The sequence below is a fragment of the Mesorhizobium sp. ORM8.1 genome, from assembly GCF_053005525.2.
Genome location: NZ_CM132600.1, coordinates 3,897,085 through 3,919,984 on the forward strand (window position 1 = coordinate 3,897,085; position 22,900 = coordinate 3,919,984).

Annotated in this window: 21 protein-coding genes and 1 pseudogene; 14 read left to right on the plus strand and 8 right to left on the minus strand. The window is 62.2% G+C overall.

Features of this window, described 5'->3' with window-relative positions; translation table 11 throughout:
* Window positions 1-35: 35 nt before the first annotated feature.
* A complete protein-coding gene (locus ACVDG8_RS19525; RefSeq protein ID WP_455707182.1) occupies window positions 36-857 on the plus strand; it encodes an ATP-binding protein in 822 nt (273 codons plus the stop codon).
* 182 nt (window positions 858-1,039) lie between these two features.
* Window positions 1,040-2,077: a DNA methyltransferase gene (locus ACVDG8_RS19530; RefSeq protein WP_447257391.1), complete on the plus strand. Its 1,038-nt coding sequence runs from the start codon at window positions 1,040-1,042 to the stop codon at window positions 2,075-2,077.
* Window positions 2,078-2,148: 71 nt separating this feature from the next.
* Here the strand turns inward: ACVDG8_RS19530 and lepA are convergent, their stop codons facing one another.
* Entirely contained in the window at window positions 2,149-3,954 is a 1,806-nt protein-coding gene (gene lepA, locus ACVDG8_RS19535) for a translation elongation factor 4 (RefSeq protein ID WP_447256143.1), read from the minus strand.
* A 386-nt stretch (window positions 3,955-4,340) separates the two neighbouring features.
* Between lepA and ACVDG8_RS19540 the strand changes: the two genes are divergently transcribed.
* The 4 genes and pseudogenes from ACVDG8_RS19540 to msrA all read left to right on the plus strand — a co-directional run bounded on the left by ACVDG8_RS19540 (window position 4,341) and on the right by msrA (window position 7,770).
* Window positions 4,341-5,369 (plus strand): TadE/TadG family type IV pilus assembly protein, encoded by a 1,029-nt coding sequence (locus ACVDG8_RS19540; protein ID WP_455707183.1) that lies wholly within the window; start codon window positions 4,341-4,343, stop codon window positions 5,367-5,369.
* A 356-nt stretch (window positions 5,370-5,725) separates the two neighbouring features.
* A pseudogene (locus ACVDG8_RS19545) lies at window positions 5,726-6,432 on the plus strand (DUF1223 domain-containing protein).
* A gap of 86 nt (window positions 6,433-6,518) precedes the next feature.
* On the plus strand, window positions 6,519-6,800 hold the full coding sequence (locus ACVDG8_RS19550; RefSeq protein WP_447256146.1) for a hypothetical protein: 282 nt from the start codon (window positions 6,519-6,521) through the stop codon (window positions 6,798-6,800).
* Between the two features lie 238 nt (window positions 6,801-7,038).
* A complete protein-coding gene (msrA, locus tag ACVDG8_RS19555) occupies window positions 7,039-7,770 on the plus strand; it encodes a peptide-methionine (S)-S-oxide reductase MsrA (protein ID WP_447256147.1) in 732 nt (243 codons plus the stop codon).
* A gap of 165 nt (window positions 7,771-7,935) precedes the next feature.
* Here msrA and ACVDG8_RS19560 read toward each other — a convergent pair whose 3' ends face one another.
* From ACVDG8_RS19560 to ACVDG8_RS19570, 3 genes are all read right to left on the minus strand, one after another.
* On the minus strand, window positions 7,936-8,940 hold the full coding sequence (locus tag ACVDG8_RS19560; RefSeq protein WP_447256148.1) for a cytochrome d ubiquinol oxidase subunit II: 1,005 nt from the start codon (window positions 8,938-8,940) through the stop codon (window positions 7,936-7,938).
* Between the two features lie 13 nt (window positions 8,941-8,953).
* Window positions 8,954-10,315, minus strand: coding sequence for a cytochrome ubiquinol oxidase subunit I (locus ACVDG8_RS19565; protein ID WP_447256149.1), 1,362 nt, complete (start codon window positions 10,313-10,315; stop codon window positions 8,954-8,956).
* Window positions 10,316-10,485: 170 nt separating this feature from the next.
* Window positions 10,486-10,617 (minus strand): hypothetical protein, encoded by a 132-nt coding sequence (locus tag ACVDG8_RS19570; RefSeq protein ID WP_447256150.1) that lies wholly within the window; start codon window positions 10,615-10,617, stop codon window positions 10,486-10,488.
* Between the two features lie 195 nt (window positions 10,618-10,812).
* Here ACVDG8_RS19570 and ACVDG8_RS19575 point away from each other — a divergent pair, with 195 nt between their 5' ends.
* Window positions 10,813-11,739, plus strand: coding sequence for an ABC transporter ATP-binding protein (locus ACVDG8_RS19575; RefSeq protein WP_447256151.1), 927 nt, complete (start codon window positions 10,813-10,815; stop codon window positions 11,737-11,739).
* Complete coding sequence (locus ACVDG8_RS19580) at window positions 11,736-12,515, plus strand: ABC transporter permease (RefSeq protein WP_447256152.1); 780 nt, start codon at window positions 11,736-11,738, stop codon at window positions 12,513-12,515. The genes ACVDG8_RS19575 and ACVDG8_RS19580 overlap by 4 nt, the downstream gene beginning before the upstream one ends.
* 125 nt (window positions 12,516-12,640) lie before the next feature.
* On the opposite strand, the gene ACVDG8_RS19585 is transcribed toward ACVDG8_RS19580, so the two are convergent.
* Complete coding sequence (locus ACVDG8_RS19585; protein WP_447256153.1) at window positions 12,641-13,678, minus strand: phosphatidylglycerol lysyltransferase domain-containing protein; 1,038 nt, start codon at window positions 13,676-13,678, stop codon at window positions 12,641-12,643.
* A gap of 234 nt (window positions 13,679-13,912) precedes the next feature.
* Here ACVDG8_RS19585 and ACVDG8_RS19590 point away from each other — a divergent pair, with 234 nt between their 5' ends.
* Both ACVDG8_RS19590 and ACVDG8_RS19595 read left to right on the plus strand, forming a co-directional pair.
* A complete protein-coding gene (locus tag ACVDG8_RS19590; RefSeq protein ID WP_447256154.1) occupies window positions 13,913-14,398 on the plus strand; it encodes a MarR family winged helix-turn-helix transcriptional regulator in 486 nt (161 codons plus the stop codon).
* A complete protein-coding gene (locus tag ACVDG8_RS19595; RefSeq protein ID WP_455707184.1) occupies window positions 14,395-15,075 on the plus strand; it encodes a GNAT family N-acetyltransferase in 681 nt (226 codons plus the stop codon). Before ACVDG8_RS19590 ends, ACVDG8_RS19595 begins: the two co-directional genes overlap by 4 nt.
* A gap of 152 nt (window positions 15,076-15,227) precedes the next feature.
* On the opposite strand, the gene ACVDG8_RS19600 is transcribed toward ACVDG8_RS19595, so the two are convergent.
* Window positions 15,228-17,225, minus strand: coding sequence for a PhoX family protein (locus ACVDG8_RS19600; RefSeq protein WP_447256155.1), 1,998 nt, complete (start codon window positions 17,223-17,225; stop codon window positions 15,228-15,230).
* Between the two features lie 314 nt (window positions 17,226-17,539).
* On the opposite strand from ACVDG8_RS19600, the gene ACVDG8_RS19605 reads away from it, so the two are divergent.
* Window positions 17,540-17,878: a hypothetical protein gene (locus ACVDG8_RS19605; RefSeq protein WP_447256156.1), complete on the plus strand. Its 339-nt coding sequence runs from the start codon at window positions 17,540-17,542 to the stop codon at window positions 17,876-17,878.
* Between the two features lie 59 nt (window positions 17,879-17,937).
* On the plus strand, window positions 17,938-18,639 hold the full coding sequence (locus ACVDG8_RS19610; RefSeq protein ID WP_447256157.1) for a phosphatase PAP2 family protein: 702 nt from the start codon (window positions 17,938-17,940) through the stop codon (window positions 18,637-18,639).
* 120 nt (window positions 18,640-18,759) lie between these two features.
* Here the strand turns inward: ACVDG8_RS19610 and ACVDG8_RS19615 are convergent, their stop codons facing one another.
* Both ACVDG8_RS19615 and ACVDG8_RS19620 read right to left on the minus strand, forming a co-directional pair.
* Window positions 18,760-19,680 carry a DMT family transporter gene (locus ACVDG8_RS19615; protein ID WP_447256158.1) on the minus strand — a complete coding sequence of 307 codons (921 nt, stop codon included), beginning with the start codon at window positions 19,678-19,680 and terminating at the stop codon, window positions 18,760-18,762.
* Between the two features lie 109 nt (window positions 19,681-19,789).
* Entirely contained in the window at window positions 19,790-20,644 is an 855-nt protein-coding gene (locus tag ACVDG8_RS19620) for an SMP-30/gluconolactonase/LRE family protein (protein ID WP_447256159.1), read from the minus strand.
* Between the two features lie 112 nt (window positions 20,645-20,756).
* Between ACVDG8_RS19620 and ACVDG8_RS19625 the strand changes: the two genes are divergently transcribed.
* Both ACVDG8_RS19625 and ACVDG8_RS19630 read left to right on the plus strand, forming a co-directional pair.
* Window positions 20,757-21,536, plus strand: coding sequence for a helix-turn-helix domain-containing protein (locus tag ACVDG8_RS19625; protein WP_447256160.1), 780 nt, complete (start codon window positions 20,757-20,759; stop codon window positions 21,534-21,536).
* Between the two features lie 192 nt (window positions 21,537-21,728).
* Entirely contained in the window at window positions 21,729-22,892 is a 1,164-nt protein-coding gene (locus tag ACVDG8_RS19630) for a site-2 protease family protein (RefSeq protein WP_455707185.1), read from the plus strand.
* Window positions 22,893-22,900: the final 8 nt, after the last annotated feature.

Below are 22,900 nucleotides of genomic sequence, written 5' to 3' on the forward strand. Positions count from 1 at the left end.
CGCCGAGCTACACCACCTGTGGGGACACGACCTTGATGGACATGCTCATCCAGGCGCTGTCTCAAGGGAAGCTATGTGTGATTGACGTGTCGCAAATGCGCGGCGGGCAGTCCCTCATATTATCCGGCCTGATCCTGCGTAGGATTTTTGATCGAAATCAACAGGAGTTCACCGCGGCTGATCCAAAGACGATACCCACAATTGCGGTTGTGGAAGAAGCGCAGTCCGTATTGAATGAGAACGCGTCGGCATCGGAGCCTTATGTCGCCTGGGTCAAGGAGGGTCGGAAGTATGATCTTGGCGCGCTTCTGATCACCCAACAGCCCGGGAGCATCCCAGTTGAGATTCTTAGTCAAGGCGACAACTGGTTTCTCTTTCACTTGTTGTCGGCTGCCGACTTGGGTTCATTGAAACGAGCCAATGCTCATTTCAGCGACGACCTTCTAAGTTCATTACTAAATGAGCCCATTCCCGGCCAAGGAGTCTTCTGGAGTTCGGTGGGCGGCAAACCGTATCCAATTAGCTTCCGGGCAGAATCGTTCGAACGTCTGTACGCCGTACGTGATCCAACCTATGACGCCCCAGAAGGGAAGACCTTCGCACGGACCCTTTTCGATACAATTGTATCGCCGATGAGGGCATCCGCAGCGGCGCCCAAAGCGCAGGCATCAGGCGATGATCTTTTTGACGAGGCTGTGAAACGCCCGACTGTCGATGCGAAAGTGACCGTCGAATCACAGGCAATCCAGCACCTGAGACAAAATAAGAAGACGATGGACTGGCTTCAAGGTGACCAGGGAATGCCATGGGGGAGTCATTGCAGCCCTAAAGGAAGGGTTGCCAAGCACTCTCGATGACCGAGATCAACTTGCCTACGACCTTGTGCCACGCGCACTGGACGAGGTATTTGGCCACGGTAAATGGGATAGTTACAAGCACTCCGGGACCGGAAAAACGTGGGTTCGTAAGAGGACATGAAGCCTTGACCGTTTTCGATCGCACTCAGACAGCGCTCAATGGAATTTGTCCCTACTTCACCATGTTTCCTCTAGCTTTCCCGCTTTCTGTATTGTCGCGAGCAGTTGCAGGCGACTTGGTGCTGGATCCCTTTTGCGGGCGGGGTACGACCAACTATGCCGCTCGGCTCATGGGGCTCGCCTCTGTCGGAATCGATTCGAGTCCGGTAGCGGCTGCAATTACTGCTGCAAAACTCATAGACCCTCACCCAGTCGAGATCGTCGCAGAAGCTGTCGCCATTTTGGCCAACATTGAGACCGGCGAGGTCCCCCAAGGCGAATTTTGGAGATGGGCTTTTCACAATGAAACACTGGTGGATTTGTGCAAATTCCGTACGGCTCTCCTGAAGGACTGTACCACTCCTGCTCGTATCGCGCTGAGAGGCATCTTACTCGGGGCGCTACATGGCCCCCGTCAAAAAACTATTCCCAGCTACTTTTCCAACCAGAGCCCACGAACCTATGCGCCAAAACCGTCATACGCAGTAAAATATTGGAGTGCTAGGGAAATGATGCCTCCTCACGTTGACACCATTGACGTAATAAAGCGCCGATCGATAAGGTATTACTCGACGCGACTGAAGTCTTCGGGAACGACATATCTAGGAGATAGTCGAGTCGAAACGACATTTTCGATCTCGGAGAAGGTATTTTCTTGGATAATTACTTCTCCTCCTTACTATGGTATGCGAACCTACCTACCCGACCAATGGCTAAGGAGCTGGTTTTTAGGAGGCCAATCCCACGTAGATTATGGAAATGGCGGCCAAGTGAGTCACAACAGCCCGGAGATTTTCGCAAGCGACCTCGGGAAAGTTTGGAAAAATGGAAGAGCCACAAGTCAAGATGGCGCCCGCCTTGTGATCCGTTTCGGCGGGATTGCCGATAGACGGGCCAGCCCGCGAGAAATCATAATGTCCTCTCTTGCGGGTGCTGGGTGGCAGACTCAAACGGTAAAGTCTGCAGGTTCAGCCGCCGATGGAAGGCGGCAGGCAAACTCTTTCTTGCGCCAAAGGTCGGAACCAGTTGAGGAATTTGTCGTTTGGGCGCGAGCGGCGTAGCCGCTACCCCAGCACCCAAGTTGCCTCGGCTAAATATCCTCAACCCTTCGGGATTAAATGGTCGCAGCCACTCAATCGCCCATCTTCAGCGCCTGGATAAACGCTTCCTGCGGAATATCGACCTTCCCAAACTGCCTCATCCGCTTCTTGCCTTCTTTCTGCTTGTCGAGCAGCTTGCGCTTGCGGGTCACGTCGCCGCCGTAGCATTTGGCGGTGACGTCTTTCCTCAGCGCCGAGATGGTTTCGCGGGCGATGACCTTGCCGCCGATGGCGGCCTGGATCGGGATCTTGAAGAGGTGGTGCGGGATCAGCTCCTTGAGCTTCTCGCACATCTGGCGGCCGCGCTTTTCGGCTGCCGTGCGGTGGACCAGCATGGATAGCGCGTCGACCGGCTCCTCATTGACCAGGATCGACATTTTCACCAGGTCGCCCTCGCGATAGTCGGTCAGGTGATAGTCGAACGAGGCGTAGCCTTTGGAGATCGACTTCAGCCGGTCGTAGAAGTCGAAGACGACCTCGTTGAGCGGCAGGTCGTAGGTCAGCATGGCGCGTTTGCCTACGTAAGAAAGATCAGATTGGATGCCGCGCCGGTCCTGGCAGAGTTTCAGGATGCCGCCGAGATACTCGTCAGGCGTGAGGATGGTGGCGCGGATCCACGGTTCCTCGATGGCCGCGATCTTGACCACGTCGGGCATGTCGGCCGGGTTGTGCAGTTCCTTGACCGTGCCGTCATTCAACAGCAGCCGGTAGACGACCGAGGGCGCCGTGGCGATCAGGTCGAGGTTGAACTCGCGCTCCAGCCGCTCCTGGATGATTTCCAGATGCAGCAGGCCGAGGAAGCCGCAGCGATAGCCGAAGCCGAGCGCTGCACTGGTTTCCATTTCATAGGAGAACGAAGCGTCGTTGAGGCGCAATTTGCCGACGGCGGCGCGCAGGTCCTCGAAATCGGCGGCGTCGACCGGGAACAGGCCGCAGAACACCACCGGCTGCGCCGGCTTGAAGCCGGGCAATGCGTGCGCGGTCTGGCGCTTGTCCTCGGTGATGGTGTCGCCGACGCGGGTGTCGGCCACTTCCTTGATCGAGCCGGTGAAGAAGCCGAACTCGCCGGGGCCGAGCTCGTCGACATTGATGCGGGCCGGTGTGAACACGCCCGTACGCTCGACGAGGTATTTCGCGCCGGTGCCCATCATGCGGATGGTCTGGCCCTTCTTCAGCACGCCATCGATGATGCGCACCAGGACGATGACGCCGAGATAGGCGTCGTACCAGGAGTCGACCAGCATCGCCTTCAGCGGCGCCTTGATGTCGCCCTCGCGCGGCGGCGGCAAATCGTTGACGATCGCCTCAAGCACGTCGGGAATGCCGAGGCCAGTCTTGGCCGAGATCAGCACGGCGTTGGAGGCGTCGATGCCGATCACCTCCTCGACCTGCTCGCGGATGCGCTCGGGCTCGGCGGCGGGAAGGTCGACCTTGTTCAGCACCACGACGATCTCGTGGTTGTTGTCGATGGCCTGGTAGACATTGGCCAAAGTCTGCGCCTCGACGCCCTGCGACGCGTCGACGACCAGCAGCGAGCCCTCGCAAGCGGCGAGCGAACGCGACACTTCATAGGCGAAGTCGACATGTCCGGGCGTGTCGATGAGGTTGAGGATATAATCCTCGCCATTGTTGGCCCGGTATTTCAGCCGCACCGTCTGCGCCTTGATGGTGATGCCGCGCTCGCGCTCGATGTCCATCGAGTCCAGCACCTGCTCCTTCATGTCACGCGCCTCGAGTCCGCCGGTGGACTGGATCAGCCGGTCGGCAAGCGTGGATTTGCCATGGTCGATATGGGCGACAATGGAGAAATTGCGGATGTGGTCGAGCGGGGTGGTCATGCGGCGCGCTTTAGCAGGGGCAGGGTTGAGGGGCAAGCGGCGGGGCTTTTCCTTCTCCCTTGTGGGAGAAGGTGTCGCCGCAGGCGACGGATGAGGGGTGCTCCAGGGAAAGCCAGCGTCTCACTTCGCTGGAACACCCCTCAACCGTCTCGGCGCTGGCGCGCCGATCCACCTTCTCCCGCAAGGGGAGAAGGAAGAAGCGCCCTCCTCGTAATATTCAAAACTGCTTAAACTTTCATCCACCCCTTTAGCGCATCCTTCGCCACCGAATGATAGACCGGCGCACTGCCGTGAGAGCGAAGGCCTGAGATGAGTACTGCCAGAAAGTTGAGCCCGATCGGGGTAGCCGGGCTGGCGAAGCGTTTTTTGCGAGCCGCAACGGCTCGATGATGCCGATGATGGTGCTGCTGACGATCCCGCTGCTGCTCGCAGTGGGCTTTTCCGTCGACTACACCTCGGCGGTGACGACCCGCTCCGACATGCAAAACGCGCTCGACGCCGCGATCCTCTCGATCACCACCTTACCAACCACGACAAGCCTGGGCGACCGCCAGACGGCGCTGCAGCAGGCTTATGATGCAAACATCGACTCCGGCAAGGGCGGAACGGCGACGCTGACCAGCGTCAACGTCGCCGCCGACGGCACCGCGACCTTCACCGCGACCGCCACCTATTCGATGCCGACCAATTTCATGCAAATCGCCAGAATCAATTCGGTGCAGGTCGGCGTCGCCTCCTCGGTGCGCAAGACGCCGGCGCTGGTGCAGACGACGTTCAAGGTGACGAAAGTGTCGGGCTACTGGGCCAAGACCATGACGCTCTGGGGCACCCAGTTCGGCTCGACCACCGCCAACAAGCTGATGACGATCAGCTATTCCTACAACGGCTATGGCGATCCGAAAGGTTATGGCACCACCACCGTGAGCACCATCAACGGCACCACCTCCACCTTGGTGCAGAAGCAGGTTTGCACAACCGGCACGCTGAAGAGCCTGCAGAAAAGCCTGCCGGCCGGCGCGGTCATCCAGACCGACCAGTACGGCACGACCTATTACTGCGTCGACACGTTCTATCCGGCGAACGGCGCGGGCGCGGTGATCGACGTCAGCCAGATGGACCAGCTCTATCTCGAAATGGACGTGCCGTCGGGCAACCCGACAGCGCTCAAGTCGAACGATCCGACCACTTCCAACAGGCTCTTTATCGGCACGAGTTCGACCAACATGCCGGAAGTCGCGACCGGCCAGACTGTCAACATATTCACCTCCGTGCCCTGCGGCCAGACCGGCTACCAGGCGTGGGAAGACGGCGGCTCGGCTGTGCCGGAGTCCGTCAACGAAGCCGACTTCTTCTACACGGTGCAAGGCAAGTGCAACTACAACCAGCGGCCGTCGGAGACGGTGCTGACGCAGTAGGGGCGGCTGATCTCCCCCTTGAGGGCAGGCGACCGCATGAGTTTTTACGAAGAGGACCCCCACCCCTAACCCTCCCCACAAGGGGGAGGGGGACTTGGTAAGCGCTCATTTCCGCAAACAGTCGACGTTTCGGCACCAAAAGGATGGTATGCGGCAGCGTTCCCTCCCCTTGTGGGGAGGGTTAGGGTGGGGGTCCTCTTCGTAAAAACTCATATACGATCGCCCTGCCCACGAGGGGGAGATTGGACGTCGCGACCGGCTTCGCCAATCTCCGACATCACAAACCGGTGAAGCTGTAACGAACACCTCCGAGGCGGCGAAATGGGAGCATGACCCCGCAACGGAGGCTGCTTCCCATGACCGGATCCACGACAATGCTCGGCAAGGCTCTGCTTGCCGGCGCCACGCTTCTCGTACTGGCCGCCGGGGCAGGCTCGGCATCCGCCCAACCGCTCACCGTGGTCGAGCTGTTCACCAGCCAGGGCTGCTCGTCCTGCCCGCCGGCCAATGCCAATCTGATCAAGGTCAAGGACCAGCCCGGCGTGCTGGCGCTGTCGTTCAACGTCACCTACTGGGACTATCTCGGCTGGAAGGACACGTTCGGGCGTAAGGAATTCACCCAGCGCCAGGTGACCTATGAGCCGCCGCTCGGCCATGACGGGCCGTTCACGCCGCAAGTGGTGGTGAATGGCAGCCACGACGCCGTGGGTGCGGCGCCCGGAGAGATCCAGAAACTGATCGCCAGGAGCGGCGCCGCGCAAGGGCCGGATGTGGCGCTTGCCAGCGGCAAGGTCAGCATCGGCGCCGGCAAGGCGCCGGGCGGAAAGGCCGATGTCTGGCTGGTGCGCTACAACAAAGGCGTCGTCGAAGTGCCGGTGGCGCGCGGCGAAAACACCGGGCGCACGCTGCCACACGCCAATGTCGTCCATTCGCTCACCAGGCTCGGCAGCTGGAACGGCCAAGCCACGACGCTGCCGCTGCCGACGGCCTCCGGCGGCTTCAGCACCGCGGTGCTGGTGCAGAGCCCGGGGGCGGGCCGATCCTGGCCGCCGCCGCCAACTGATTTTCTTTCTTTTCGCGCGGGGCCGCATGAGAGCGGCAACGCTTCACCAAGGCCCGCTTGCGCGCGCCATACCCAAGGAGACTACCATGACCAAGTACCTGACCCTGCCGGCGCTCGCCTTCGCGCTTTCGGCCGCCGTCTTCGTTGCCGGCGCCCGCGCCGACGACACCGCGATGAAGCCCGCCAATGCGATGGCGACAGACGCCATGAAGCCGGCCACGGATGCGATGAAGCCGGCCGATGCCATGAAGCCCGATGCGATGAGCACCCAGGCGATGAAGCCGGCAACCGACGCCATGAAGCCTGCGACGGATGCCATGAAGCCGGCAACCGACGCCATGAAGCCGGCGGACACAACTGCTCAGTAAGGTAAGCCTGCGACGGCCCCTCACCCAGCCTCCGCTGCGCTCGGCTGACCTCTCCCCGGGTGGGGAGAGGAGATCGTCAGTGCCGGCGCAAGTCTCTTCTCCCCATCGGGGAGAAGGTGGCCGCGAAGCGGCCGGATGAGGGGAGCGCCAACGCCGACAGGGTGCCGCCGCACATCAAAGTGAGAACCTCATTGCGGCTTGCATCGTATATAATGCAACAACAACAGGAGATCGGAACATGACCGGTATAGAAAAGACACGGCCGTTCTTTACCCGCGGCGCGCTGGCCGCGCTCGGCTTTGCGGCGGTGGCGGCGGCCGCCTTGTGGCAGACCCCGGCGCGCTCGGCCGAGGACGCGGTGGTGATCCCGCCGCCGGCGATGGACGAGAAAGCGTCGAGCGGCACCGAGAAAGCCGTGTTTGCCGGCGGCTGCTTCTGGGGCGTGCAAGGCGTGTTCCAGCACGTCAAGGGCGTCAGCAAGGCGGTTTCGGGCTATACCGGCGGCAGCGCCGAAAACGCCGTCTACGAAGTGGTCGGCAGCGGCCGCACCGGCCATGCCGAATCCGTCGAGATCACCTACGATCCGTCCAAGGTGACCTATGGCCAGCTCTTGCAGGTGTATTTCTCGGTCGCCCACAATCCGACGCAGCTCAACTACCAGGGCCCGGACTCCGGCACGCAATACCGCTCGACGATCTTTGCCGAGAACGACACGCAGAAGAAGATTGCCGAGAGCTACATCGCCCAGCTCGGCAAGGCCAAGGTGTTTTCAAAGCCCATCGTCACCACGCTCGAAACCGGCAAGACCTTCTATCCGGCCGAGGACTACCATCAGGATTTCCTGACGCTGAACCCGACCTATCCCTATATCGTCTACAACGACCTGCCGAAGGTCGAGAATTTGAAGTCGCTGTTCCCACAGCTCTACAGCGAAAAGCCGGTGCTGGTGCTGGCCTCCAGCAAGAGCTGACCGCGGCCCTAATCTCCCCCTCGAGGGGAGATGTCGCCGAAGGCGACAGAGGGGGTCCTCTCGCGTGAAGCGCCGGCCTCCCCTACGCTGTTGCAAGGCCGAGTCCGGTCGGACCGACCCCCTCTGGCCTGCCGGCCATCTCCCCCTCAAGGGGGAGATCAGCTCTCAATCATACGTCAGGTCCGTCGCCTTGCCGCCAAACACCCGGTAGGCGTAGAAGGAATAGAAGATGATGATCGGCAGCACGACGACAACGCCGATCAGAATCACGGCCAGGCTTTCGGGTGCCGAGGCGGCCTGCCAGATCGTCAATCTGTCGGGCACGACATAGGGATAGAACGACCAGGCAAGCCCGGCAAAGCCGAGCGTGAAGATGGCGGCCAAGGTCAGGAACGGCCTGATGGCGTGGCGGTCGTCGGGCTTCGGCAGATGGAAAGTCTGCCGCCACAGCCATACGAACAGAAGCGCCGACAGGATCGGCAACGGCGACAGATAGAGCATCTGCGGCCAGACGAACCATTTGGCGAAGATGCGCGGGCTGGCGAAGGGCGTTGCCAGCGACACCGCGCCCATGCCGAGCGCGGTCAGCACCAAGGCCGTGCGCAGCCAGAGCACGGCCTTCTTCTGCAATTCGCCCTCGGTCTTGTAGATCAGCCAGGCGGCGCCCATCGCGGCATAGGCGGCCGACAGGCAGAGCGCCACCAGCGCGCCGAAGGCGATGCCGCCGAGGCCGACATCGAGGCCGAGCACATAGACGCCGAGCATATAGCCCTGCGACAGCGAGGCGATGGCGGAGCCAAGGAAGAAGATGCGGTTCCAGCGGTGCTTCCTACCGGCCGGCACCTTGGCGCGGAAGTCGAAGGCGACGCCGCGCAGGATCAGCCCGACCAAGAGCACGAAGACCGGCAGATAAAGCGCGGTCAGGATGACGCCATGCGCCATCGGGAAAGCGACGAGCAGAAGTCCAACCGCCAGCACCAGCCAGGTTTCGTTGGCGTCCCAGAACGGGCCGATCGCGGCGATCATCGTGTCCTGCTCGGCATCCTCGGCAACGCTGAACAGGATGCCGATGCCGAGGTCGAAACCGTCGAGCACGACATAGATCAGGATGGCGAGGCCCATCAGGCCGGCGAAGATCAAAGGCAGGGCGGTTGGCCAGTCGAAGCTCATGTCACTCGCTCCCCTATTCCTGGGCCGCCGGTTGCGACAGTGCAGCGTTCATGACGCCGGGCAGCGGCGAGGCGTCGCCATCCTTGGCGGCCTTCAACGCCAGATGCACCAGAACGCCGAGATAAGCGAACAGAAGCAGCACATAGAGGATGAGATAGACGGCCAGCGTCAGCGCGACATGGCTGCCGGCGACGGGGCCGACGGCGTCGGCGGTCTTCAGGACGCCCGTGACCAGCCAGGGCTGGCGGCCGATCTCGGTGGTGTACCAGCCGGCTAAAGTCGCCAGCCAGCCGGACAGCGCCATCGGCACCATGATCAGCGCCAGCGGTTTCGGCAGGCTGTGGCGGCGCTTGAGGAAATATGCCGCCGACCACGAAACGATCAGCATCAGGATGCCGGTGCCGACCATGACGCGGAAACCCCAGAACACCGGGAAGACCGGCGGATGGAGGCCGGGATAGTCGTTCAAGCCCGGCACGACGCCGCTGGTCGAGTGGCGCAGCACCAGGCTGGCGCCGTCGGGGATGGCGATCTCGAACTTGTTTTCCCTGGTTGCCTCGTCGGGAATGGCGAACAGCACCAGCGGCACGTTGGGGCCGGTGTTCCAGTTCGCCTCCATGGCCGCGATCTTCTGCGGCTGGTGTTCCAGTGTGTTGAGGCCATGCTGGTCGCCGGCAAAGATCTGGATCGGGATCAGGATGGCGGCGGTGAAGACGCCGGTGCGCAACGCCTTCCACATCGATTCCGAACGGTCGCCGTTGAGGTAGCGCAGCGCCGACAGGCCGGCGATCAGGAACGAGACCGTCAGCCCCGAGGCCAGAAGCATGTGCACGAGACGGTAAGGCATGGAGGGGTTGAAGACGATCGCCCACCAATCGACGGCATGCGCCTTGCCGTCGATCATCACGAAGCCGGCCGGCGTCTGCATCCAGGAGTTCAGCGCGATGATCCAGAAGGCGGAGACCGTCGTGCCGCCCGCCACCAGCACGGTGGCCAAAGTGTGGATGCGGTTGGAGACGCGGCGAAAGCCGAACAGCATGATGCCGAGGAAGGCCGCCTCGAGGAAGAAGGCGGTGAGGATCTCGTAGGCCAGCAGCGGGCCGGCGATGTTGCCGACGGTTTCCATATAGCCCGGCCAGTTGGTGCCGAACTGGAAGCTCATGGTGACGCCCGACACCACGCCCATGGCGAAAGAGAGCGCGAAAATCTTCACCCAGGTGAAGTAGGCGCGCATCCAGGCGGAGTCGCCAGTGGCGTTGTAGCGAAGCTTGAAGAACAGCAGCACCCAGCCGAGTGCAATGGTGATTGCCGGAAACAGTATGTGGAACGAAATATTCGCGCCGAACTGGATACGCGACAGAATGAGCGGGTCCATGGTCGGCTCCGGCTGCTGTTATTCTTTGAGGATATGCCTCAAGCGCGCATCGGTCAAAGCGGCGCGGCGCCACGCGAGGCGCGTTGTCACATTGGACAGGTTGTCACTCTCCAGCGTGACAGCACCAAGAAATGAAGCCGGCGAACAATATCGGCGACAGAGATTTCCGGTCAGGTGCCATTGCCAGCAGCTGGCAGGTCGGCAAACGCGTCCGCGAATTTGCGCATCAGCCTGACCAGTTCCTCGACCTCGTCCCAGTTCTGGTGCAAGAGCGCCGCGCGCCTGCTGATCGCCGGAGCCATGCCCCGCCCCGCTGGCCGATGTCGAGCGGGCGTGGGCCGAGGACGACAGCGCGCGGCGGACAGTTTTCACGCTGGATTGAGACAGCCGGGCCGGGTCACTGTCCAGAGCTGTCAGGAGGAGCATCGATTTCCGGTTTGCATGGAACGACATCCGACCTATATCAAGTCACCTTTTCCAGCCGGCCGTATTTCAGCATGTCATCCATCATCTCGATCTCCGGTGTCACGAAAACCTATGCCACCGGCTTCAAGGCGCTGAAGGAAATAAATCTCGACATCGAGCGCGGCGAGATCTTCGCGCTGCTCGGTCCGAACGGCGCCGGCAAGACGACGCTGATCTCGATCGTCTGCGGCATCGTCAACCGTTCCTCGGGGAGCGTCACCGTCGATGGCCATGATATCGGCAAGGATTACCGCGCCGCCCGCGCCCTGATCGGGCTGGTGCCGCAGGAGCTGACCATCGACGCCTTCGAAAGCGTCTGGGCGACGGTCAACTACAGCCGCGGCCTGTTCGGCAAGGCGCCCAACCCGGCCTTCGTCGAAAAAGTGCTGCGTGATCTCTCGCTGTGGGACAAGAAGGATTCCAAGGCGATTACCCTGTCGGGCGGCATGAAGCGCCGGCTGATGATCGCCAAGGCGCTGTCGCATGAGCCGCGCGTGCTGTTCCTCGACGAGCCGACCGCCGGCGTCGATGTCGAATTGCGCCAGGACATGTGGGCGATGGTGCGCCGGCTGCGCGAGGATGGCGTCACCATCATCCTGACCACGCATTATATCGAAGAGGCCGAGGCGATGGCCGACCGGGTCGGCGTCATCAACAAGGGCGAGATCATCCTGGTCGAGGGCAAGGCCGAGTTGATGCGCAAGCTTGGCCGCAAGCAGATGAAGCTGGAATTGCGCGCGCCGCTTGCCGCCATACCCGACGGGTTGTCGCACTATGCGCTCGAATTGTCGGGCGACGGCAACCAGCTCACCTACACCTATGACAACCAGAGCGATCGGCCGGGCGTTGCCTCGTTGATCCGCGACCTCGAGGCAGCCGGCATCCAGTTCCGCGATCTCGACACCAAGAACAGCTCGCTCGAAGAGATCTTCGTCAATCTTTTGAGGCAAGAGCCATGAACCTGCGCGCGGCCCCCAATTTTCGTGCAGTATGGGCAATCTACCGGGTGGAAATGGCGCGTGCCTTCCGCACCGTGCTGCAGAGCATCATCTCGCCGGTCATCTCGACATCGCTCTATTTCGTCGTCTTCGGCTCGGCCATCGGCTCGCGCATCAACGAGATCGACGGCATTCCCTACGGCGCTTTCATCGTGCCCGGGCTGATCATGCTGTCGCTGTTGACGCAGTCGATCTCGAATGCGTCCTTCGCCATCTATTTCCCGAAATTCGTCGGCTCGATCTACGAGCTTTTGTCGGCGCCGGTCTCTTATCTGGAGATCATCATCGCCTATGTCGGCGGCGCCGCGACCAAGTCGATCATGCTCGGCCTGATCATCCTGGGCACGTCAGCACTTTTCGTGCCGCTGAGGATCGAGCACCCGTTGTGGATGATCGCCTTCCTGGTGCTGACGGCGGTGACCTTCAGCCTGTTCGGCTTCATCATCGGCATCTGGGCGAAGACCTTCGAGCAGCTGCAGCTGGTGCCGCTGTTGATCGTCACGCCGCTGACCTTCCTTGGCGGCAGCTTTTATTCGATCCATATGCTGCCCGGCATCTGGAAGACGATCACGCTGTTCAACCCGGTCGTCTACCTGATCAGCGGGTTCCGCTGGAGCTTCTACGGCAGGGCCGATGTCTCGGTCGGCGTCAGCCTCGGCATGACGCTGGTGTTCCTGGCCATCTGCATCGGCATCGTCGCCTGGATCTTCAAGACCGGTTACCGGCTGCGCAACTGACCGTCCAAGCCTTTGGTTTTGCAGTGTGGCCTAGCGCTGCGAGATGCTGCCGCTACCGCGCACTTCGGATCGCCGCATCGTCGGATGTCCGTAGATATCGACTGCCGAAAATCAGGACATCAAACTCAGATCGCCTTCATCAGGCGCAGCAGGCCGAGCATCTCGACAAAAGTCCCTTTGCGGAAGGCGATGTAGGTCGGCTGCTCGACGCCGTGGAAGCGGCGCTTGAAGGCCGCCTGGCCCTGCAGGTTGAAGCGCGAGCGGTTGACCCAGGGCGAGTTGTAAGCGCGCTGGAAGGCGCCGCGCCAAAAACCCGATTCGGCAAAGCCGCTGGGCTCGATGTCGAGCAGCGGCGACAGGCCGAGCGTGACCAGGGGAACGCCTTCCTCGCGAAAGCGGTCGACGGCGAACTTGGTCAGGCCGATTTCGGCATGCGGTGTGGCATCGACCTGCTTGCGCTTGAACGAGGTGGTGTAGCCGATCACCTTGCCGTCGCGGAACAGCGGGTCGAAATCGAGGATGGCGAGCAGCCTGCCGTCCGGGCTGTGCAGGAGGAAGCGGCGCATGTCGGGGCCGAGCTGGTCGGCAAAGCGACGATTGAGGAAATCCATCTCCCAGCGCTTGACGATGCGCTCGCTGCGCCAGTCGGCTGAAAGCTGCCTGATCTCGTCGAGCAGGGCGTCGCCCCGATCCTCCGAAAGGACAAAACCCTTCTTCGTCAACCAGCGTTCGGAATAGCGCACGGTCTCGTTACGCTTGCCGGAAAAATCATGCGCCGGCAGATGCAGACTGGTGTCGACGCCAAGACGATTGACCTGATAGCCGAGCCCGGCCAGCACTTTGGCCGTGTCAGCGCCGACCTGGACGAACCAGGGGCCGCCGGCGGCTTCGACGAAACGCTTGATATAGGCCGGCCGATCCGCCGGATCGGCCACCGGATCGCCCAGCGCGAAATGATGGCTCATCTTGGTGCCGAAGGCGATGTAGCCGTCGCCGTCGCTGAAATAGGACAATTTCTGCTGGGCGGCCGTGGAATAGGCGAGCGAGAAATCGCCGTGACGGCGCACCAGTTCCAGCCGTTCGGCGTCGCTCAACGCGCGCCGCGGAACCTTGGCCGCCGCAGCCTCAAGAAGCCTGTCGAAATAGATGCGCAGGGGCGCCATGAGCTCCGCGTGCCGAGAAGTGAATACTTGCGGCGAAAAGGCCGCGAATCGCCGGCGCGACCGATGCCGGTCGCGTCGCGCCAGCGCGATATAGGATGCAATCGGTGGCGATTGAAGGGCAAATATCGGTGACCGGCTGGCGTGATCTGCTAGCGGTCGCTGCCTTCGTCACCGCAGCTTGATTTTCTCATATAATGTTATATATCAAGTTATGGTTATTATGCAGGTGTATTCATGGAAGACATCTTACGATCGCTCGGTTTCCTCTGCCTCGGCAGCAGGCTGAAACGCATAGGCGAGCAATTGCAGGCCGACACGCAACGCGTGCTCGACGGCCTGGATATCAGAATCCAGTCCAGCCAATATCCATTGCTCGCCGCGCTCGACCGGCTCGGGCCGCTGCCGGTCGGCGAGTTGGCGCAGTCGCTTGGCATTGCCCAGCCTGGCGTGACGCGCAGTGTCGCGCTGCTGTCCGAACTGGGACTGGTCGAGGTCAGTCCGTCGAACGACGACCAGCGGCGCCGGATCGTCTCGCTCTCTCAGGCCGGATGTCGGCTGGTCGATGACGCGAAGCACGGGGTCTGGCCGCGCATAGAGAACGCCGTCGCGGATCTGTGCGCCGATCTTTCCGGGCCGCTTCTTAGCCAACTCTCCACCATCGAGGACCGTCTGGCTGCGACGCCGCTCGACCGCCGCGCCGAAAGGATCGCCACGCCATGAAACACGTTCTCGACCGCCCCGTCTGGAGCGCGCTCGACACGCGGCAGAAGGTCTTCGCGGAGGGTGACGGCCTTGCCCGTCGCTACCGGCCCACGATCATTCCGTTTGCCGCCACCGCCGCCGAGGACCCTGAGAGCCTGCATGCGCTTGGACGGCTCGTTCCTGCCGGCGAGACCGTCATTCTGGCCCAGGCCGATGCAATTGCCCTGCCAGCCGAGCTTATCGCGGTGTCGACCGCCGACGCCGTGCAGATGATCGCCGAGCAGCCGCTGCAGGCCGTGTCCGATCCGCGCATCGAACATCTGACACGGCGGGATGCGGCCGAGATGCTTGCTCTTGCCTCGCTCACCAAACCAGGCCCGTTCACACTCGAAGCCTTGAGCCTCGGTGATTTCTGGGGCGTCAAGATCGACGGCAGGCTGGCCGCGATGGCCGGCGAGCGCATGAAACAACCCGGCTATTCGGAACTGAGCGGCGTGTGCTCGCATCCGGATTTTCGCGGCGGCGGCCTTGGCAGGCTCTTGTCGCTGTTCGTGGCGAACCGCATCACGGCGCGCGGCGAGATCCCTTATCTGCACGCCTATGCCAGCAATGTCGCGGCGACAGGCTTGTACGAATCCATCGGTTTCCGGTTGCGCAGCGCGATGAACATCGCCGTGGTCCAGCGGGCGGGGTGAAACGCTTCGCTTCGTCATCCACGGGCGGAGCAAGGAGCGCAGCGACGCGCCGCAGAGAGTCTCGGCGACGGAGCTTCGCTCCTGTTTCGCCCTGGGTTGAGGACGTCGGGGACGCACGCGCTCAACCCCAACGTCCTCAAGGTCTTAATGCATCACACCGCGATCTTGCCGCCGCCCTGTTTGGTGATGGCGACGACCGACGGCCGTACCGGCATGTCCGGCTTGAAGTCGGGCCAGCGGGTCGACAGGTCCTCGTAGTAGGACGGGCGCTCAAAACCTTCCCAATCCTCGCCGCCGTCGCCCGGATGCTGGACGGCAACGAAGGCGGTCTGGTCGTCCGGCGTAAACAGCGGGCCGCACATTTCGGCGCCGATCGGCACGCGGAAGAACAGTTTTGACGTCGCCCGCGCAGCACCCTCCGTGTCAACCGCCCACAGGCCGTCGGTGCGGCCGGTGGCCTTCGGGCCTTGACCGTCGGTGGCAACCCACAGCCGCCCGGCGGAATCGACCGCGCAATTGTCCGGCATGCCGAACCAGCCATTGGCCGTCGTCGCGGTCGAGAAGGTGGCGCCGACATCGGCGACGGAAGGATCGCCGCACTTCAAGAGCACTTCCCACTTGCCCTTGGCGGCAGTGAAGTCGCCGCCATCCTCGACGATCTCGATGATGTGGCCGAAGGCATTGTCCGCGCGCGGATTTGCGGCGTCGACCTGCTCGGCCTTGCGCTTCGAATTGTTGGTCAGCATGACATAGACCTTGCCGTTGCCGGCATTGGGCTGGATGTCTTCCGGCCGGTCCATCTTGGTGGCGCCGAGCAGGTCGGCGGCGCGCCGCGTCTCGATCAGCACGTCGGCCTGGTCAGCAAAGCCGTTCGCGGCTGTCAACGGACCCTGCCCGAACACGATCGGCATCCACTCGACCGAGCCGTCCTCGGCGAACTTCGCCACATGCAGCGTGCCCTCATCGAGCAGGTTCATGTTGGCCGTGCGGTCGTTGGGGTTGAACGCGCCCCTGGTGACGAATTTATAGACATAGTCGAAGCGCTCGTCGTCACCGAGATAGAAGACGACGCGGCCGTCCTTAGCGACGATCGATTCGGCGCCCTCATGCTTGAAGCGGCCCATGGCGGTGCGCTTGCGCGGCGTCGAGGTCGGGTCGTTGACATCGACTTCGACGATCCAGCCGAACCGGTTCGGTTCGTTCGGCTCCCTGGCCAGGTTGAAGCGGTCGTAATGCGCGCCCCATTCATAGGCGCCTTCCGGAATGCCAAGGCGCTTGTAGTTGGCGGCTTCCTTGTGGCCCTCCGGCAGCTCGCCGGAGAAATAGCCGTGGATGTTCTCCTCGGCCATCACATAGGTGCCCCACGGCGTGACGCCGCCGGCGCAGTTGTTCATCGTGCCGATGACCTTGGCGCCGGACGGATCGGCATTGGTCTTGACGCGGTCATGGCCGGCAACCGGACCCGACAACGCCATCTCGGTGGTCGACATGATGCGGCGGTTGAGCTTGCCGTCGCGCACCACCTGCCATTTGCCGGCGTCCTTGCGGATCTCGACGATGGTGCCGCCATGCGCGGCCATCTCGACATCGACTTGCTCCTTCGAGAGCGGTGCGACCTCGGCCTTCTTCTTCCCATCCTTCTCGACAACCTTGACGATGCCCGGAAACATCAGATGCGGGTTGGTGTATTCGTGGTTGACCACCAGCAGCCCATGCTCGGCCGAGCCGTCGATCAGGATATAACCGACATAGTCGTTGTTGTAGCCGAACTGCCTGGCCTGGGCCGCCGCCGACTGTTTGGTCGGGTCGAACTCCGGCGAGTCGGCGAACAGCGGATCGCCCCAGCGCAACAGCACGTCGGCGTCATAGCCCGGCGCGACATGGTGCCTGTCGTCGATGCCGGCCTCGAGCTCATCGAATTTGAAGGCCGAGGCCTCGGTGGCGCGCGCCTCATCAGCGGCGATCAGCGCCAGTGGGCTGACGGTGGCGGCAATGGCCGAGACGGCCAGCGAGCCCATGAGGAAGCCACGGCGCGAGAAGCGCGCGGCGATGATCTCGCCCATGGTGCGGTTGTCGCTCGGGTTGACGGGCGGCCCGTCATTCTCCTCGAGCTGGCTGGTGCGGAAGCGGGTTTCAGGGGTCACGGACATTCGGCTGCTCCTCTGGCTCTCGGGTGGCTGGAGTTTGACTCTTCGACCCCTACAAGCCATCGATCACATTTTCGTGACATTGCCGTGATCGATGGTGGGAATTGTTTTGCCGGCTGACCAAGGCGCCGCTCGACCTGCCACCGCGGCTTGCGATCCAAAGTGCTCGACCATGGTTGCCGTGGCGTCTTTTGCGACCTCGGGCTTCGGTCCTTTGTGAGCGCGCCTTGTCGGCCGCCGTCAGCTTGACGGCTTGGCGCGCTTCGGAAACAAGGGCTGCGGCAAGCGGCGATGGCCGCTCCGACAGGGGATGAAAAATGAGTTTCTGGGGACTGGCGCAACTCGGCATGTCGACCGTGATCTTCCTGCTCGCGGCGATGGCCGCCAAGCAATGGGGGCTGGAGCCGAGCCTCGGCAAGATCCTGCTGACGCTGGCGCTCTATAGCGCCGGCAATTTGATCATGCTGCGGCTGGTGCGCGAGTTCGGCATGTCGGTGTCGTTCAGCCTGTCGGCAGTGATCCAGCTTGTCTCGGTCAATGTCGTGGCGCTGGTCTTCTTCGGTGAGCGGCTCAACGCCGTTCAGGCGACAGGCGTGGTCTTGGCAATCGGTGCCGTCGCGCTGATCACGCTCGGGCCCTATATGCAGAGGCTCTGAAACAATCCGAGAAAAGTGTGAAGCGGTCGGAAATGCGTCAAAGCGAATCAGGGCCCCTAATGAAATCCATCCTCGACATGTTTCTCAACCGGCTGGAATTCCCGGTGCTTCTGGCGGGGCTGGTGATTGCTGGCGGGATGTGGGGATTCGTCGAATTGACGGAGGCCGCTCGCGCGACGACGCCACATGCTTTCGACACTGAAATCCTGCTCGCCTTCCGTCATGCCGGGCAGCCGGACAGCCCCATCGGCCCGCTTTGGCTGCAGGGTGCTGTTCGCGACGTCACCGCGCTCGGCAGCTCGGCGGTGCTGGTGCTGATCACGACCGCGACGATCATTTATCTCATGTTGATCCGCAGCCCCGCGACGGCGCTGTTCATGTTCGTTGCGGTGGCAGGCGGGCAAGTGCTGTCCAGCCTGCTCAAGCTCGAGGTCGATCGACCGCGGCCCGATCTCGTCTCGCATCTGGTCAATGAGACGTCGCTGTCGTTCCCGAGCGGCCACGCCATGCTATCGGCGGTGACCTATCTGACGCTCGGCAGCTTGGCCGCGCGCTTCCTGCCGGGACGCACGACGAAGATCTTCGTGCTTTGCCTGGCTGTGCTGATAACGCTGCTGGTCGGCACCAGCCGCGTCTATCTCGGCGTTCACTGGCCCTCGGATGTGCTTGCCGGCTGGTGCGCCGGCTTCGCCTGGGCCATGCTGTGCTGGCTGGTCGCGCGGCTTTTGCAGCGGCGCAAAATGATGGCCGACAGTGAATGACCGGGGTTTCGCTTCCGACCATCCAGCGTATGGAAGCGAGCGAAGGTGATCACCAGCGGCCGCTTGACGCCCGGGCGCAGTTGAACGGGAAACCGCAGACCGCGTAAGGCGGCCGCGGGCTCACACCGCCGCTTCGATCGGCTCGGCCAGCTTCGGATTGGTGCGCGCGGCGATCAGGCAACCGGCGACGATCAGGCATGCCCCCGCCAGCGTGGTCCAGGCCACCGTCTCGCCGAAGAAAAACCAGCCGAGCCCGATCGCCCAGATGAAAGCCGAGTATTCCGTCGGGATCAGATATTGCGCTTCGGCGCGGGCGTAGGACCAGCTCATCAGGAATTGGCCGGCAAGCGACAGCATCGCCACGCCGGCCAGGGGAAGCCAGAGATTGCCCGGAAGTGCCACGGCAAACCAGGGTGCGGCGACAGCCAGGACAATCGCGACGCAAAGGTTCTGGAACAACATGATCTCGACCGGCTTGGCCAACAGCGCCTGCTGCCGGCCAAGGATCAGATTGTAGCCGTAGAACACCGTCGATACGAGCACCGCCGCGGTGCCGAGCAAGGCGTCATGCGAATAGCTTTCGCGTCCAAACTGGCCGGCCAGGATGATGGCGACGCCGGCGAGGCCGGCTAGCGAGGCCCATACAGCCTGCCGCCGGATGCGCTCACCCAACAGCAGCGCGGCGAGGAAAAGGGCAAACAGCGGCGCAATGAAGCTGAGCCCGATCGCCTCTGCGAGCGGCAGCCTGGCCAGACCCCAGAAGAATGAGACCAGGACCATGCCCACCACCGCGGCGCGCAGCGCATGCAGCCGCAGCACCGAAACATGTGGCCAAGAGCGTGGCCCCGTCGACCAGGCCGCGCCCGCAACCACGGTCGCGACCATGCTGCGCCACAACAACGTGTTGTAGATGCCTATGGCGATGACCAACGACTTCATCGCCGCATCCATCCCCGACAGCAGGCAGATCGCCAGTGCGCAGACCAGCACGGGGATCGTCGGGGCGCCGCTCAGGCTGGATGTCTTCACGGCTTCGCTCATCACGGCCGGATACTCTGGAGCGAACGGCGAAACCAGATGGCAGCCGGCCTGATATGGCGGTCCAATCGCGAGCGGAGCTCTCTGGAGCCCCGTCTGGAGGCGCCTGTCCTTAATCGAGACTGAGCGCCGCGATCTCGCCTTCGCCCATCAACGGCACGAAGATGCGCTTGCCGTCGGTGCCGATATCGGCGCTGCCCGGCTTGAAGGTGGCGACCACCTGCGGCGCGCCGCCATCATGATAGCTGTAAAGCGTGCCGGTCATGTAGGCGGTGGCATAGATGGTGTCGCCAATGGCGATGACGCCGTCGAGGTCGGCAAATTTCTGCGCGCCGGGCAGCGGCGTAATCGCCTTGGTGGCGAGGTCGACCGACAGCAGGCCGCCGGGCTCCGCCGTACTGAAATCGGTCTTGTTGATGCCCTTGCCCCAGGAAGCGACGATCAGCCTGCCGCCGTCGGCGAAGACGCCGTTGGGCGAGGCGAGCAGCGCATCCTTGACGAACAGTTCCGGTCTGTCGCCGTCGATCCGGTAGATGCTGTCGGCCAGCATGTCGCTGACATAGACATTGCCGGCGCCGTCCTGCGTCATGTCGTTGAGGAAGGCGGCGCCCGGCACCTCGATGGTCGAGACCAGCTTGCCGCTGGCCAGATCGACGACGCGGACCTTGGTGATGTCGGCGGCATAGAGCTTGCCATTGGCGATCGCCATGCCTTTTGGCGCATCCATGCCGCCCACCCAGTGGCGGGTGATGATCTTGCCGTCCATCGACAGCAGCGAGAGATAGCCATTGCCGTCCACGTCGCCGGGATTGCCGACAATGTTGGAGACGACGATGCGGTTGTTGGCAGTATCGACAAGCGCCGATTCCGGCTGCTCGAAGCCGCCGGCGCGCCAGACCTCGCCGGCTTGGGCGGCCGACATTGCGGCAATGGTGGCGAAGATGGTCGAAGCGATGAGGGTTTTCATGGTGCTCTCCTGTGGTGATGACGGAGAGCTAGTTTTTTCGATACTTTTCTGGAAGTCGTCTTCGCGCTAGTATCGAATACCGATACGAAATCACGCATATGAGGCGCATTCCATGAACGGTCCGATCTTCGAGGCGCTGAAACGGACGCTGAAGACGAAAGGCCTGACCTATCGCATGCTGGCCGAGCGCATGGGCGTTTCCGAGCCAACCGTGAAACGCATCTTCCATGAGCAGAACTGCAAGCTCGACCGGCTGATGGAGATCTGCGCCGCGGCCGAGGTCGAGCTGGAAAACGTACTGGGCGCGATGAACCGCGGCCCGGGCCCGGCCAATCGCGTCGGGCCGGACATCGAGCGCAGGCTGGCGGCGCGGCCGGCGCTGCTGTTCATCTTCGTCATGCTGTCCGAGAAATTCACGCCCGAAGGCATCATGCGCTCGCAAGGCCTGAGCGAGGCCTCGATGTTCCTTTATCTGCGCGACCTCGAAGAGCTCGGGCTGATCGCGCTCGGGCGCGGCCTGTCGGCAAGGCTGCTGATCGAGACACCGATCCAGTGGGATTTCGAAGGGCCGCTGAAGCCGCATTTCGAAATGACCAACAAGAATTTCATCGGCTGGGCAATCGGCCATCTGGAGCAGGAAGCAACCTTCGTCAGCTTCTCCAGGCGGATGCGGCCGCAAACGGCCGAGATGGTGAAGCGCGAGGCGGAAGAGCTCGCCGAGCGCGTCAAGCTGCTTGCCCATCACGACCAGCACACCACGCCCGAAGAGCAGCTCGTCGGCTACAAATGGACCTTTGCCTTCGGCGCGACGCCATTCCCGGCAATCATGCCGATCGGACCGCACCCGCGCGATGCGGGTGCGCGGGCGGACAGGCCGCGTATGCCGGCATAGCGATTGCCCGGCCGAAGGCACGACGGCCTCGGCGTCTCAATGCACCTCTCTTAGGTCGAAGTCGCGCTCCAGCGTCGGCGATGGCGAAAGCGGTGGCGGTTGGTGCAAGATCTTCTGGCGTATGGGCGGATTGCGCTCAATCATACCGATACGATTCGCAATACCTCCGGCCACCCTCATTCCTGAAAGACCTTGCTCTTGCCCCTCCTTGTCGCTGCCTCCGCATTCATTGGCGCCTGGATAAGCCTGATCCTACATGAGTCTTCTCATGCCCTCGCCGGACATCTGGCAAAACTGCAAATAAGAGAAATTCGTCTCGGCTTGGGACCAACAACACTCCACACCCGCCTGCTGAGAATTGAGGTCCACGTAGGGACTATCCCGCTAGGAGGCTGGGCAAGAACGTTTCCTCAATTATCCTTTTCGAAGCTCGCTAACCTGTTTTTTGTGGCCGCAGGGCCGATGATGGACATCGTCTGGTTGGGTGTTCTGAGCGGCGCAATGACTATCTGTCACGACATAGAACTTGCAGGCACTATCTTGGCGCCGGCCGTTATAGTTCAGATGATAATGGTCATAGGCAACATTCTTCCGTATCGTTCCAAGGTCTACGGCCAGCGACTGCCCAACGATATGCTGGCCTTGTGGAAAATTATCCGAGGTCGCGACCCGTTCGAGGTGCTCCGGCAGCACTATCTGAACCGCTTGCGGCCGTATATGAGCCCGGATGATCCGCCGTGGCACCCCACGGGTCAGTCGGATCGTGTTGCTTTCTATGTATTCAAACCTGACCTGACGGACGAGGACATTACAGCGCTCGAAGATGAGCTGACCCACACGACGTCCGCAAGCGAGCGACTTCTCCTCATCGACGCCGCCGCCACGAAAATCCTCGCCAACCCTGCTCCGCCGCCCTCTTGTCTCGATGCATTGCTAGACCGCCTGACGGAGAAGGCCGTGGCCATGGCCCCGAAACTCCGCACGCTGAAAGGAACACGTGGCGCGGCGCTCGCACGATTAGGCCGCCACGAGGAGGCGCTGGATGTTCTCGCCGAGGCCGACGAGTCCAACGATTTCAATCGCTGCCTGAATGCCGCCTTCCGAGCCTTGGCACATTCTCGCGCTGGCCGAAAGGATCGCGCCGCCGCCGAGATTGAGACATCCGTCGCCATTCTGCGATCCGACAACTGGGCGAACGCGATGGGCGCGAAGATAGTGGACGCCGTCTGCGTTGAAATCGGATACCCCACTCTCAAAGAGAGCGAGACGCCAAAGCCCTCTCAGACTAAAGCAATTCCAGGAAAAGTGCGTAGCGGTTTTCCGTCCGGAACTGCGGAGAAACAAACCGAGACTTAGCAGCCCCG

Excerpts from the sequence above, each read along its gene's own strand:
- ACVDG8_RS19525 (WP_455707182.1), top strand. The coding sequence starts at position 36 with ATGGACATGCTCATCCAGGCGCTGTCTCAAGGGAAGCTATGTGTGATT.
- ACVDG8_RS19530 (WP_447257391.1), top strand. The coding sequence starts at position 1,040 with ATGTTTCCTCTAGCTTTCCCGCTTTCTGTATTGTCGCGAGCAGTTGCA.
- lepA (WP_447256143.1), bottom strand. The coding sequence starts at position 3,954 with ATGACCACCCCGCTCGACCACATCCGCAATTTCTCCATTGTCGCCCAT.
- ACVDG8_RS19540 (WP_455707183.1), top strand. The coding sequence starts at position 4,341 with ATGATGCCGATGATGGTGCTGCTGACGATCCCGCTGCTGCTCGCAGTG.
- ACVDG8_RS19550 (WP_447256146.1), top strand. The coding sequence starts at position 6,519 with ATGACCAAGTACCTGACCCTGCCGGCGCTCGCCTTCGCGCTTTCGGCC.
- msrA (WP_447256147.1), top strand. The coding sequence starts at position 7,039 with ATGACCGGTATAGAAAAGACACGGCCGTTCTTTACCCGCGGCGCGCTG.
- ACVDG8_RS19560 (WP_447256148.1), bottom strand. The coding sequence starts at position 8,940 with ATGAGCTTCGACTGGCCAACCGCCCTGCCTTTGATCTTCGCCGGCCTG.
- ACVDG8_RS19565 (WP_447256149.1), bottom strand. The coding sequence starts at position 10,315 with ATGGACCCGCTCATTCTGTCGCGTATCCAGTTCGGCGCGAATATTTCG.
- ACVDG8_RS19570 (WP_447256150.1), bottom strand. The coding sequence starts at position 10,617 with ATGGCTCCGGCGATCAGCAGGCGCGCGGCGCTCTTGCACCAGAACTGG.
- ACVDG8_RS19575 (WP_447256151.1), top strand. The coding sequence starts at position 10,813 with ATGTCATCCATCATCTCGATCTCCGGTGTCACGAAAACCTATGCCACC.
- ACVDG8_RS19580 (WP_447256152.1), top strand. The coding sequence starts at position 11,736 with ATGAACCTGCGCGCGGCCCCCAATTTTCGTGCAGTATGGGCAATCTAC.
- ACVDG8_RS19585 (WP_447256153.1), bottom strand. The coding sequence starts at position 13,678 with ATGGCGCCCCTGCGCATCTATTTCGACAGGCTTCTTGAGGCTGCGGCG.
- ACVDG8_RS19590 (WP_447256154.1), top strand. The coding sequence starts at position 13,913 with ATGGAAGACATCTTACGATCGCTCGGTTTCCTCTGCCTCGGCAGCAGG.
- ACVDG8_RS19595 (WP_455707184.1), top strand. The coding sequence starts at position 14,395 with ATGAAACACGTTCTCGACCGCCCCGTCTGGAGCGCGCTCGACACGCGG.
- ACVDG8_RS19600 (WP_447256155.1), bottom strand. The coding sequence starts at position 17,225 with ATGTCCGTGACCCCTGAAACCCGCTTCCGCACCAGCCAGCTCGAGGAG.
- ACVDG8_RS19605 (WP_447256156.1), top strand. The coding sequence starts at position 17,540 with ATGAGTTTCTGGGGACTGGCGCAACTCGGCATGTCGACCGTGATCTTC.
- ACVDG8_RS19610 (WP_447256157.1), top strand. The coding sequence starts at position 17,938 with ATGAAATCCATCCTCGACATGTTTCTCAACCGGCTGGAATTCCCGGTG.
- ACVDG8_RS19615 (WP_447256158.1), bottom strand. The coding sequence starts at position 19,680 with ATGAGCGAAGCCGTGAAGACATCCAGCCTGAGCGGCGCCCCGACGATC.
- ACVDG8_RS19620 (WP_447256159.1), bottom strand. The coding sequence starts at position 20,644 with ATGAAAACCCTCATCGCTTCGACCATCTTCGCCACCATTGCCGCAATG.
- ACVDG8_RS19625 (WP_447256160.1), top strand. The coding sequence starts at position 20,757 with ATGAACGGTCCGATCTTCGAGGCGCTGAAACGGACGCTGAAGACGAAA.